This is a genomic window from Mycobacterium sp., from assembly GCF_025965855.1.
Taxonomy (GTDB): Bacteria; Actinomycetota; Actinomycetes; order Mycobacteriales; family Mycobacteriaceae; genus Mycobacterium.
On record NZ_JAOPWB010000349.1, the window covers coordinates 1 to 11,947 of the forward strand.

Genomic DNA, 11,947 nt, shown 5'->3' on the forward strand with positions numbered 1-11,947 from the left:
CCGGGTGGGCCGCAAGCCAGACATGGCCGTGGCCGGCGGGGACGGCACCGCGGAATCCATCGGAGTGGTGCGCGCCAAGGTCGACCGGGTGGTCGCGCTGGGCTTCGAGGTCCGCGTGGAGATGACCAGTGCCGCCACCGGGGGAGCCTTCACCGCGCAGATCACCCGCGGCGACGCGGAGGCGCTGGCCCTGCGCGAGGGCGACAACGTCTATGTGCGAGCCACCCGGGCCTCGCCGGTCGGCATCGAGGCGACGGATCAGGCGGCACCGAGGTCGGCGTGACCCGTACGCGCGCTGCCGGACCCACCGCGCAACGGCATCTAGCCGGTGATACTCCGGTATTGCGGGCAGTACGCGGACGCGGAAAGCCCCAGGAAGAAGCCGGCTTGTCTGGCCGAGAGGTTCGCGTCCTTCATCAGCTTCATCACAAGAAGGGGTCGCGTTGTGCCTTGGTCGAGTAGGGCACACATGTTACGGCCGAGCTGAACCGCGACGTTGTTATCGGAAATCGGGATCCCCTGGCTCACAAGGGCCGCGACGAAAGCATCGTCGGTTTGATCCGCCGACGCCGGCGCTGCGAAGAGCGGCGCAGCGGCGGACAGCAGGACCGCGACAAACGTCGACCACGTCCCAGAACCCATGTTGGTATGGGTCACGGTTCCTCTTAGTGCGGGCGAATTGCTTCGACTCAAAAATAACTTGGCCGCACGCCAGACGAAAGCGACACGTCCTTTGAGGCAAGAACAACGCTCACATCATCGGGGGGAACGGCACCATCCAGTTCATCGAATTGTCGGTGTTGCCCCTGTATTGCGGGCAAAAGGCGGCAACCGAAACGCCGACGAAGTAGCCGGCTTGTTTGGCGTTGAGGTCGGTGTCCTTCACGATCCTCATCGCAACCGCGGTTGACGGTTCGCCCTTATCGAATCCTGCGCACACCGTATGGGCCATCGAAACCGCGCTGTTGCGGTCGGGCATGGCGATCCCGCTTTTCGCGAGGGCCGCGACAAACGCATCGTCAATTGGCTCCGCTGATGCATGTGCCGCCCCAAGCAGCGCGGCAGCGGACAGCAGGACCGCGTAGGCGGTCGACCACTTCGCGTGACGCGCGTTCGTCCGGGTCATGGCCTCCCCTGAACGGGTGAATGGGGTTCAAGTCAAGAACGACTTGGTTGAACGGTAACCGAAATCTAGACATTCTTCGCGCCGAGCGGCCGCAAGGATTCCGCAAGAACTTCGCGACGAAGCGGCAAGCGCCGTGGTGCAACGTATGTTCTGCCGGTGCACAGCGACCGGCCCCGAGAAAGTTCGCAAGAGAAGTGTCCGACCGCGGGGGAGCGGTGGCGTTAGCTATGCGAGCGGCGCACCGGGTCTCTGCGGTCCTGATCTTGGGACCGGTAGCGGCGTGGGGGGCGTCGACTTGCACACAACTACAGACCACCCAGCCGAGAGGAAATCCCCGTGAGCACCGACCTCGACAACGCGCAGACGATGCGCACGAGCGGCATCAGCACGCTGACTCCCGTGAGCGAGCCCCGCATCGCCCACCGCGGCTGCTACACGTCGGGATCGCGGGCGCTCGCGGCGACCGAGACGGCCACGCTTCCCCGGATCAAGGTAGTCGCCACGGCCGTGACCCCGTTTCCCGCGGCATCCAAGGCTGCGCGGAAGTGGCAGGGCCTCTACGCCCTGAAGCCGTGGTACACCCGCCGGTTGACGCCGATCGTGAACGTCGCTGTGCGACGGAACATCTCGCCGGACGTGTTCACCGTTGTCGGGGTGATGGCGGCCGGTATGGCCGGGGTGACGGTCGCGCTGGGATGGTGGCCGCTGGCGGCATTGTTTCTGGCGCTGCGGCTGGCCGGAGCCAACCTCGACGGCGCGGTCGCTCGCGCTCGCGGCGTGAGCCGGCCGTGGGGATTTGTCGTCAACGAGATCGGCGATCGCGCCTCGGATCTGCTGACCTTCGCGGGGCTCGCGGTGTGGGCGGCGCGGCAGCGCGGCCCCGGGCTGCATTGGCTGTCCTGGCCGGTGATCATGGTGCTGGTGGCCGCGCTGGCCGCGACGCTGCCCACCTTTGTCTCGCTGGCCGGAGCGGCCGCCGGCGCGCCGCGGCGCAACGGTGGCCCGCTCGGCAAGACCGAACGCTGCCTTTTCGTTCTGTTGGCCACCGCCTTCCCGGTCGTCCTGCCGGTGGTTTCGACCCAGCTGGTGAACGGTTCGCTGATCACCGCCGCGCTGCGGCTGCGGGCCGCCCACCGCGAGCTGGCGGCGAAGCGACAGGGTGCCCCGGCCGCCGAGGACACCCAGGAATTAGCGGTGCTGGCATCATGACCGCGACCCGAATCGCCAGCGTGCTGCGGCATCGGCTGTGGCGGACGGTGTGCGCCGTTTCGGGCGGGCTGACCGTGACGGGCCGCTGGCGCGTGCCGGGCGGCTGCGTGGTGGTGGTCAACCATTCCTCGCACGCCGACACCGCGGTGCTGCTGGCCGCGCTGCCCGCCGGCGCCCAGCCGGTGTTCGCCGCGGCGGCCGACTACTGGTTCGACGTGCCGGTGCGCCGTTTCGTGGCGTCCTCGCTGATCGGCATCCTGCCCGTGCGGCGGTCCGGCAACGACTCCTACGCCCAGCTGCTGGCCGCGGTGCGCCCGGCGCTCGAGGCCGGACGCACCGTCGTCATCTATCCCGAGGGCACCCGGTCGACGGATGGGACCATAGCCGAATTCCGTTCCGGCGCGGTGCGATTGGCGCGCGATTGCGGCGTGCCGATCGTCCCGGTCGCCGTGCTGGGCACCGCAGAGGTGCTGCCAAAGGGCGCCAGTTTCATCTCCCCCGCGCCGATGCAGGTCCGCATCGGTGAGCCCGTCGACCCGGCCAGCGCTTCCGCGCCGCAGCTGCGGGCGCAGGTCATGGCCTTGCGGGAAGACTTCCCGCCGAAGCCTCTCGAGCTGGCGCACGCCGCATGACGCGGCGGCTCAGCCGAGGAGATAGGCCAGCGGCAGGACCAGCAACAGTGAGTCGATCCGGTCGAGCAGGCCGCCGAAGCCCGGGAGCCACGAGCCCGCGTCCTTAACCTGGGCCTGCCGCTTCACCATCGATTCGACGAGGTCGCCGAGCACGCCGCCGAACGCCACCGCGACCAGCAGACCGATCGTGACCGTGCCCAGCAACGTCAGCACGACAAACGCCCCCACCACCGCGCCGACCAACCCGCCGACTGTCTTGTTGGGGCTCAACGGGGACAACGGCTTTCGGGCCCAGCGGAAGTAGCGCAGCCCTTTCCCGCCGCACCACGCCGCGACGTCTGTGGCCGCGGCCGCGAAGCACACCAGATACGCGTCCGACCACAACGTCACCAGGTGCGCCAGGGACCAGCAGATCCACACCGAACCGAACGCGGTGAAGGTGGTGCGCCTGCTGCCATGTTCGACATCGCCGCTGAACACCGAGGGCAGCGCGCACGCCAGCACGATGATCGGCGCAAGCCGCAGCAGCGGTGGGTGCAGCCAGGCCGCCACCGGATACAGCACCGCCAGCGCCAGCAGCAGATAGGTGTCGACCTTGCCGAGTTTCACCAGGCGCGCATACTCGAACACCGCGACCACGGCCAGCGCCGCCGCGAGTGCCGCGGTGGTGCCCCGGCCTATCCAGATGGGGATGCCGACCACCGGTGCGATCATCACCCAGGTGGTCCACCGCCGGATCAGCTCACGCCTGCGCGACGCAAGCACCACGACGCCGGCGATCACCAGGATCACCACGGTGACCCACATGAAGAACACCGATCGCGCGTACAGGTGCACGTGCAGCGGACCCAAGTCGACGTTGAGCGGCAACCGCCGATCCAGGTGCAAGATCCGCAGGTAGTAGTCGACGAGCATCAGCGTGGCCAGGATTCGATCAGGCGGTCCCGGCCGAACGGCGTCCCGTCCACATCAGCCTCCCAGCAAACCGTGGTCGGAGGAAACGATAAGCCGTGCCGGCCGATCCAGAAAGCGCGCCTTCTCAGTGGGTTCTGCCCGCGTAGACGGGAGGCTGCTTGGTCAGGTCGGCGAAGCTATCCACGCGCATGGCGAGATCTTCAGTACACGTATCACGAACTGGGCGGCATCGAGTTCCGGGCCTCTGCCGATACCGAACGCCGTCAACCACGCTAAGCGGGTGGATGTGGCTCGCGGTAGGGTCAAGGGAGTGTGTGGACTCACCGGTGAGGTTCGACTCGACGGCCGGGTTCCCGACGTAGCGGCGGTGTCAGCAATGGCTGCTGTCATGGCGCCCAGGGGGCCGGACGCGGCGGGGGCCTGGTCACAGGGCCGCGTCGCCCTCGGTCATCGTCGCCTCAAAATCATCGACCTGACCGATGCCGGCGCCCAGCCGATGGTCGACTCGGAGCTGGGCCTGGCGATTGCCTGGAACGGCTGCATCTACAACTACAAGGAACTGCGGCGCGAGCTCACGGGGCACGGCTACCGGTTTTTCTCGCACAGCGACACCGAGGTTCTGCTCAAGGCCTACCACCGCTGGGGCGACGACTTCGTCAGCCATCTGTACGGGATGTTCGCCTTCGTCATCGTCGAACGCGACAGCGGCCGGGTGCTGCTCGGCCGGGACCGCCTCGGTATCAAGCCCCTGTACCTGACCGAGGACGCTCACCGGATCCGGTTCGCGTCGACCCTTCCGGCGCTGCTGGCCGGCGGCGGCCTGGACACCCGCATCGATCCCGTCGCGCTGCACCACTACATGACGTTCCACTCCGTCGTGCCGGCGCCGCTGACGATTCTGCGCGGGGTGCGCAAAGTCCCTCCCGCGTCGCTGGTCGCCATCGAGCCCGACGGCCGGCGCACCATCACCACCTACTGGGCGCCGGACTTCACCAGGGGGGCCGACCAGTCCGACTGGTCGGAACGCGACTGGGAGGACGCGGTGCTGTCCACGCTGCGGGTCGCGGTCGAGCGCCGGCTCGTCGCCGACGTCCCGGTCGGCTGCCTGCTGTCCGGCGGTGTCGACTCCAGCCTGATTGTCGGGCTGCTCGCCGAAGCCGGTCAGCACGGGCTGTCGACCTTCTCCATCGGCTTCGAGTCGGCGGGTGGCGTCGAGGGCGATGAGTTCCGGTGGTCGGACATCATCGCCCAACGCTTCGGCACCGATCACCACCAGATCCGCATCGGGACAGATCGGATGCTGCCCGCGCTCGACGGGGCGATCGGCGCGATGAGCGAGCCGATGGTCAGCCACGACTGCGTCGCCTTCTACCTGCTCAGCCAGGAAGTGTCGCGCCACGTGAAGGTGGTGCAGTCGGGTCAGGGCGCCGACGAGGTGTTCGCCGGCTACCACTGGTACCCGCCGATGGGTTCACCGGCCGCCGCCACGCTCGAGGGGGCGGTCGCCCAGTACCGCGCCGCCTTCTTCGATCGCGACACGGCGGGGGTCGACGCGCTTGTGGCGCCGGGCAACCTTCAGCAGGGCGATCCCAGCGAGCGCTTCGTCACCGAGCACTTCGCGCGGGCCGGCGCCGAGACAGGCGTCGACCGTGCCCTGCGGCTCGATACGACGGTGATGTTGGTCGACGACCCGGTGAAGCGGGTGGACAATATGACCATGGCCTGGGGCTTGGAGGGCCGGGTTCCGTTCCTCGATCATGAGTTGGTCGAGCTGGCCGCGAGGTGCCCCCCGGAGTTGAAGACCGCGCACGACGGCAAGGGCGTCCTCAAACAGGCTGCGCGACGGGTGATCCCGTCGGAGGTCATCGACCGGCCCAAGGGTTACTTCCCGGTTCCCGCGCTAACCCATCTCGCGGGGCCCTACCTGGATATGGTTCGCGACGCCCTCTATGCGCCGGTTGCCAAGGAGCGCGGCCTATTTCGCACGGAAGCCGTCGACGCCCTGCTGGCCGATCCGAATGGCAGGCTGACCCCCCTTCGCGGCAACGAGCTCTGGCAGATCGCCCTGCTGGAGCTGTGGTTGCAGCGTCATGGCGTGACGGGCCAGGCCGCGTGACGGCCGTCGACCCCTCAGAGGACCACACCGAGGCCATCACCCTCGGCCTGCACGACGCCTCGCCGCCCGAGCTGGTGGACGCCATGGCCAAGGACGTCGAGCTCGAAATGGGTTGGGGCCGGCTCATCTTCGGCCAGACCTTCGCCGACGCGGAGACATTGGCCGAAACCCTGCGGCGGGAAGTACCGGGGCGGCGCGACATCTGCATCTACGCGCGCGAGTCCCACGTGGTGATCGCCGGGGCGCCGACCGAGCTCTTCATCGACCCCAGCCACACCTATCGGTTGCGCTTTCACCCGGACGAGGACAACCTGGCGCCGACGCCGGTCGGTATGACAGTGCGCACCCTGAACAACCCGGACGATGCCGACGCCATGAACCGCGTGTTCGTGCGTTGCGGCATGGTGCCCGCGCCGGTCGAGACCATTTGGGACAACCATCTGCACGTGGAGGCGGTGACGTACCTGCTCGCCGTGCGTGACGGCGACGGCGCGGTGGTGGGCACCGTGACCGGCGTCGACCATGAATTGCTCTTCTCCGATCCCGAGGAGGGGTCGAGCCTGTGGACGCTGGCCGTCGATCCCGCCGCGGCGCTTCCCGGGGTGGGTGAAGCCCTGACCCGGGCCGTGGCCGATCATTTCCGATGCGCGGGCCGCGCCTACATGGATCTGTCGGTGGCGCACGACAACGCCGCGGCCATCGGCCTTTACGAGAAGCTCGGTTTCCGCCGCGTTCCGGTGCTGGCGATCAAGCGGAAGAACGCGATCAACGAGCCGCTGTTCACCGCGCCGCCGGAGACGGTCGAGGATCTCAATCCCTACGCCCGGATCATCGCCGACGAGGCGATGCGCCGCGGAATCTGGGTCGAGGTTCTTGACGCCGAGACCGGCGAGATGCGGCTCACCCACGGCGGTCGCGCCGTGATCACCCGTGAATCGCTGTCCGAGTTCACCTCGGCGGTCGCGATGTGCCGTTGCGACGACAAGCGGTTGACGCGTCGACTGGTCTCGGAGGCGGGCATCACCGTGCCGCGCGCGCGCCTGGCCACCTCCGACGACGGCGACTTCGCCTTCCTGCAGGAGGTCGGGGAGGTCGTCGTCAAACCCACGCGCGGAGAGCAGGGCAAGGGCATCACCGTGGGCATATCGGCCGAAACGGGCCTCGACGAGCTTGCCGCGGCGGTGGCGCGGGCTCGGCAGCACCACCCGGAGGTGCTCATCGAGGAGCGCGTCGAGGGCGACGACCTCCGCCTGGTGGTGATCAACGGCCGGGTCGTTGCCGCCGCGCTGCGGATGCCCCCCGAGATCATCGGCACCGGGGACCATACCGTGCGGGACCTGATCGCGGCCGAGAGCCGGCGGCGATCCGCCGCCACCGGTGGCGAGTCCAAGATCCCGATCGACGACATCACCGAAGCGACGGTGGCCGAAGCCGGTTGGAGGCTGGACGACGTGCTGCCCCAGGGGAATCGGCTCCGCGTCCGCCGCACCGCCAACCTGCATCAGGGCGGGACGATCCACGATGTCACCGCGCACGTGAACTCGGAACTGTGTCGCGTCGCGGTGGCGGCGGCCGAGGCGATCGGGATCGGGGTGACGGGCATCGACCTTCTCGTGCCCGACGTCACCGGTGCCGAGTACGCGTTCATCGAAGCCAACGAGCGACCGGGACTCGCCAACCACGAGCCCCAGCCCACGGCCGCGGCGTTCATCGACTACCTGTTCCCCGGTCATCCGGGCCAGCCGCCGGCGTGGACTCCCGAGGAGTCACGCCCTGACCGTGATTGAGCTTGCGATACGCCCTGTTTGGGTAATTCTCCGCTCACCCAGATAGGAGTCATATGAGCGCGGGCGCGCAAACCGGGACCATCACCACCCATGTGCCGGAGCGGCTGGACCGGCTGCCCTGGTCGCGGTTTCACTGGCGCGTGGTCATCGGCCTCGGCGGCGTCTGGATCCTCGACGGGCTCGAGGTCACCATGGTCGGCAACGTGTCGTCCCGCCTGACCGAGAAGGGCAGCGGCATCGAACTCAACGCCGCACAGATCGGGTTGGCGGCGGCGTTCTACATCGCCGGGGCCTGCCTGGGCGCGCTGTTCTTCGGTCACCTGACCGACCGCTTCGGACGGCGCAACCTGTTCATCCTCACGCTCGCGGTGTACCTGACCGCTACCGTCGCGACCGCATTCGCCTTTGCGCCTTGGTATTTCTTCCTCGCCCGCTTTTTCACCGGGTCGGGCATAGGCGGCGAATACGCCGCGATCAATTCGGCGATCGACGAGTTGATCCCGGCGCGGGTGCGCGGTCGCGTGGACCTGGTGATCAACGGGACCTACTGGCTGGGCTCGGCCGCCGGTGCGGCCGGCGCACTGGTCCTACTCGACACATCGAATTTCGCGCCGAACATCGGTTGGCGGCTCGCTTTCGGGGTCGGCGCCATCTTCGGCATCTTCGTCCTACTGGTCCGGCGCAACGTCCCGGAAAGTCCGCGGTGGTTGTTCATCCACGGGCGCGCGGAGGAGGCCGAGCGGGTCGTCGGCGAAATAGAAGAGCAGGTGCAGCGCGAGACCGGCGAGCCGCTGCCCCCACCGGCGGGGCGCCCGCTCAAAGTTCGTCAGCGCGAGACGATTTCGTTCCGGGAGATCGCCAGGGTGGCGTTCACGCTGTATCCGCGTCGCGCGGTGCTTGGACTGGCGCTGTTCATCGGGCAGGCGTTCCTCTACAACGGCGTCACGTTCAACCTGGGCACTCTGTTGAGCGGGTTCTACGGGGTCCCGTCCGGGAAGGTGCCGGTGTTCTTCATCCTCTGGGCCCTCAGCAATTTCGTGGGTCCCCTGGCGCTCGGGCACCTGTTCGACACCGTCGGCCGCAAACCGATGATCACGGCGACCTACATCGGTTCCGCGGTGGTGACCGTTGTCCTCGCGGTGGTGTTCGTGACGCAAACCGGCGGCGCCTGGACGTTTATCGCCGTGCTGGCGGCGGCGTTCTTCCTGGCGTCGGCGGGCGCAAGCGCGGCATACCTGACCGTCAGCGAGATCTTCCCGATGGAGACCCGGGCGCTGGCGATCGCGTTCTTCTACGCGGTAGGAACGGCGATCGGCGGCATCACCGGCCCGCTGTTGTTCGGTCAGTTGATCAATTCTGGACAACGCGGTCAGGTGGTCTGGTCGTTCCTCATCGGGGCGGTGGTGATGGCGATCGCGGGCCTGGTCGAACTGTGGCTCGGCGTCGCGGCCGAACGACGCCCGCTCGAGGAGCTGGCCCTGCCCCTGACGGTGGCCGACGCCGAGCGCGAGGCAGACTCGGCGGGGGCCCCGTCGCCGGGAGACCCTCGCGAGGGCGACCACCGCGGTGCCTGATTCCGGCACCAAATTCGGAACAACGGCGCCGGCGGGTCGCGCCGATCCTGCGGTGAGAGCGTCAAAACGCCAAGATTTCCGCTCTGGACGCAGACTCGGCGCAAGTCTCATGATCGCAACCATTACGGACCCACCGTTGACACGTGCGTAACAAGTTCGGCATCGAACGTTCCTACTGTAGGGCGGTCTGCTTTCCGGCATGGAAATCGTGGGCCCCCCTCAGCGATAGGAACTCAATTGAGCGGAAACGCAGCCCGCCTGCAGGCGATCAACAATGTCGAGGCGTATGTCCCCCCAGCCATCAGCTTCGTACTCGGTGAGACCCCCGGCGAGATCTTCGGCTCGAACGTCTTCACCAAGGCCGAAATGCAGACGCGGCTGCCCAAATCGGTGTACAAGTCCGTCGTGGCGACAATCGAGAAGGGCGCCAAGCTAGATCCCGCCGTCGCGGACACGGTGGCGGTGGCGATGAAGGACTGGGCGCTGGAGAAGGGCGCTACCCACTACGCGCACGTGTTCTACCCGATGACCGGCCTGACCGCCGAGAAGCACGATAGCTTCTTGGATCCAGTCGGCGATGGGACCACGCTCGCTGAGTTCGCCGGCAAGACCCTCATCCAGGGCGAGCCCGACGCGTCCAGCTTCCCGTCGGGTGGGCTGCGGAGCACCTTCGAGGCGCGCGGCTACACCGGCTGGGACGCCACCAGCCCGGCCTACATCCTGGAGAACCCGAACGGCAACACGCTTTGCATCCCAACGGTTTTCGTGTCGATGACCGGTGAGGCGCTGGACTACAAGACGCCGCTGCTGCGCAGCCAGCAGGCGATGGGTGCGCATGCCGAGCGCATCCTGAAGATGTTCGGCCACCAGGACTTGAACCACGTCGTCTCGTTCTGCGGCCCGGAGCAGGAGTACTTCCTGATCGATCGGCACTTCTTCCTGGCACGACCCGATCTGGTCAACGCCGGCCGCACACTGTTCGGAGCCAAGCCGCCCAAGGGTCAGGAGTTCGACGACCATTACTTCGGCGCGGTGCCCGAGCGTGTCCTGGGCTTCATGATGGACACCGAGCGCGAGCTGTTCAAACTCGGGATTCCCGCCAAGACCCGGCACAACGAGGTGGCCCCCGGCCAGTTCGAGATCGCCCCGATGTTCGAGCGGGCCAACATCGCCTCCGACCACCAGCAGCTGCTGATGACGGTCTTCACGACGATCGCCAAGAAGCACGGCATGGAGTGCCTGTTCCACGAGAAGCCGTTCGCCGTCGTCACCGGGTCGGGCAAGCATGTGAACTTCTCGCTGGGCAACTCCGAGCTGGGTTCGCTGCTGGTCCCGGGCGACACTCCGCACGAGAACGCCCAGTTCCTGGTGTTCTGCGCCGCGGTGATCCGCGCCGTGCATAAGTTCTCGGGGTTGCTCCGGGTGTCGGTCGCCTCGGCGACCAACGATCACCGGCTGGGTGCCAACGAGGCGCCCCCGGCGATCATCTCGATCTTCCTCGGTGAACAGCTCGCCGACGTGTTCGAGCAGATCGCGAAGGGCGCGGCCACCTCGTCAAAGGGCAAGGGCACCATGATCATTGGTGTCGACACGCTGCCGGCGCTGCCGACCGACCCGGGGGACCGCAATCGCACCAGCCCGTTCGCGTTCACCGGGAACCGGTTCGAATTCCGGGCGCCGGGTTCCGGGCAGACGGTTGCCGTGCCGTTGATTGTTCTCAACACGATCATGGCGGACTCGCTGGACTACATGGCGACCGTCCTGGAGGAGGCCGTCGCCGACGGTGAGGACTTCGACAAGGCTGTCCAGACGCTACTCACCGAGGTCATCACCGAGCACGGTGCGGTGGTGTTCAACGGCGACGGCTACTCGGATAACTGGCAAGTCGAAGCGGCCGAGCGCGGCCTGCCGAACCTCAAGACCACGCTGGATGCCATTCCGGAGTTGATCAAGCCGGACGCGATCGAACTGTTCGCGAAATACGGTGTGTTCAACGACCGCGAGCTGCACAGCCGCTACGAGGTTCGCCTGGAGCAGTACGTGCTCACCATAGGTGTCGAGGCGAAGCTCGCACTGGAGCTCGGGACGACGGTCATCCTGCCCGCCGCGGTCCGCTACCAGACCGAGCTCGCCCAGAACGTGGCCGCGCTGAAGAAGGCCGGATTGGAGCCGAGCACCGCGGTGCTGGAATCGGTTTCGGGACCGATAGCCGATCTGACCGACGCTCTGGCAACCCTGAAGGCCGCGCTGTCCAATCACTCGGGCGAGTCGGCACTCGACGAGGCGACACACGCTCAGGAGGCTCTGCTTCCGGCGATGGCCGCAGTGCGCACCGCCGCCGACACGCTGGAAAGCGTTGTGGCCGACGACTTATGGCCGCTGCCCACCTACCAGGAAATGCTGTATATCCTGTGATGGACTTCGTCGGGTGTGGGGGTCGGCCGCGCCAGCGGCGGTGATCCGCGGCTCCCACGCCCGGCGATCCGCGCTCGGCGCATCCTTGGCCGCGAACGCAAGAATTTCGCAAGAAACTCGCCAAGATCTGCCAAGTGGTGTGCCGCAACCTTTCTGCTGACGGGCCTTGCCCC

10 protein-coding genes are annotated in these 11,947 nt (G+C 67.3%); 7 read left to right on the forward strand and 3 right to left on the reverse strand.

What is annotated here, in order from left to right; all coding sequences use genetic code 11:
* Positions 1-283 (forward strand): TOBE-like domain-containing protein (locus tag JWP83_RS29980; protein WP_297738861.1); only part of this gene is annotated, 283 nt, incomplete at its 5' end.
* A gap of 38 nt (positions 284-321) precedes the next feature.
* On the opposite strand, the gene JWP83_RS29985 is transcribed toward JWP83_RS29980, so the two are convergent.
* Positions 322-657, reverse strand: a complete 336-nt coding sequence (locus tag JWP83_RS29985) for a DUF732 domain-containing protein (RefSeq protein ID WP_297738863.1) — start codon at positions 655-657, stop codon at positions 322-324.
* A gap of 94 nt (positions 658-751) precedes the next feature.
* Positions 752-1,126 carry a DUF732 domain-containing protein gene (locus tag JWP83_RS29990; RefSeq protein ID WP_297738865.1) on the reverse strand — a complete coding sequence of 125 codons (375 nt, stop codon included), beginning with the start codon at positions 1,124-1,126 and terminating at the stop codon, positions 752-754.
* Between the two features lie 336 nt (positions 1,127-1,462).
* Here JWP83_RS29990 and JWP83_RS29995 point away from each other — a divergent pair, with 336 nt between their 5' ends.
* Both JWP83_RS29995 and JWP83_RS30000 read left to right on the forward strand, forming a co-directional pair.
* Complete coding sequence (locus JWP83_RS29995; RefSeq protein WP_297738867.1) at positions 1,463-2,335, forward strand: CDP-alcohol phosphatidyltransferase family protein; 873 nt, start codon at positions 1,463-1,465, stop codon at positions 2,333-2,335.
* Entirely contained in the window at positions 2,332-2,967 is a 636-nt protein-coding gene (locus tag JWP83_RS30000; RefSeq protein WP_297738869.1) for a lysophospholipid acyltransferase family protein, read from the forward strand. The genes JWP83_RS29995 and JWP83_RS30000 overlap by 4 nt, the downstream gene beginning before the upstream one ends.
* 9 nt (positions 2,968-2,976) lie before the next feature.
* On the opposite strand, the gene JWP83_RS30005 is transcribed toward JWP83_RS30000, so the two are convergent.
* Entirely contained in the window at positions 2,977-3,882 is a 906-nt protein-coding gene (locus tag JWP83_RS30005) for a phosphatidate cytidylyltransferase (RefSeq protein ID WP_297738870.1), read from the reverse strand.
* Positions 3,883-4,192: 310 nt separating this feature from the next.
* Between JWP83_RS30005 and JWP83_RS30010 the strand changes: the two genes are divergently transcribed.
* From JWP83_RS30010 to JWP83_RS30025, 4 genes are all read left to right on the forward strand, one after another.
* On the forward strand, positions 4,193-5,998 hold the full coding sequence (locus JWP83_RS30010; protein WP_297738872.1) for an N-acetylglutaminylglutamine amidotransferase: 1,806 nt from the start codon (positions 4,193-4,195) through the stop codon (positions 5,996-5,998).
* Positions 5,995-7,785, forward strand: coding sequence for an N-acetylglutaminylglutamine synthetase (ngg, locus tag JWP83_RS30015; RefSeq protein WP_297738874.1), 1,791 nt, complete (start codon positions 5,995-5,997; stop codon positions 7,783-7,785). Before JWP83_RS30010 ends, ngg begins: the two co-directional genes overlap by 4 nt.
* Before the next feature lie 53 nt (positions 7,786-7,838).
* Positions 7,839-9,359 carry an MFS transporter gene (locus JWP83_RS30020; RefSeq protein WP_297738877.1) on the forward strand — a complete coding sequence of 507 codons (1,521 nt, stop codon included), beginning with the start codon at positions 7,839-7,841 and terminating at the stop codon, positions 9,357-9,359.
* Positions 9,360-9,596: 237 nt separating this feature from the next.
* Entirely contained in the window at positions 9,597-11,774 is a 2,178-nt protein-coding gene (locus JWP83_RS30025; RefSeq protein WP_297738879.1) for a glutamine synthetase III, read from the forward strand.
* The last annotated feature ends 173 nt before the right edge of the window (positions 11,775-11,947 follow it).

What these genes read in the sequence shown, in the direction of transcription:
- JWP83_RS30020 (WP_297738877.1), top strand. Translation starts at nt 7,839, where the DNA reads ATGAGCGCGGGCGCGCAAACCGGGACCATCACCACCCATGTGCCGGAG.
- JWP83_RS30005 (WP_297738870.1), bottom strand. Translation starts at nt 3,882, where the DNA reads ATGCTCGTCGACTACTACCTGCGGATCTTGCACCTGGATCGGCGGTTG.
- JWP83_RS29990 (WP_297738865.1), bottom strand. Translation starts at nt 1,126, where the DNA reads ATGACCCGGACGAACGCGCGTCACGCGAAGTGGTCGACCGCCTACGCG.
- JWP83_RS30000 (WP_297738869.1), top strand. Translation starts at nt 2,332, where the DNA reads ATGACCGCGACCCGAATCGCCAGCGTGCTGCGGCATCGGCTGTGGCGG.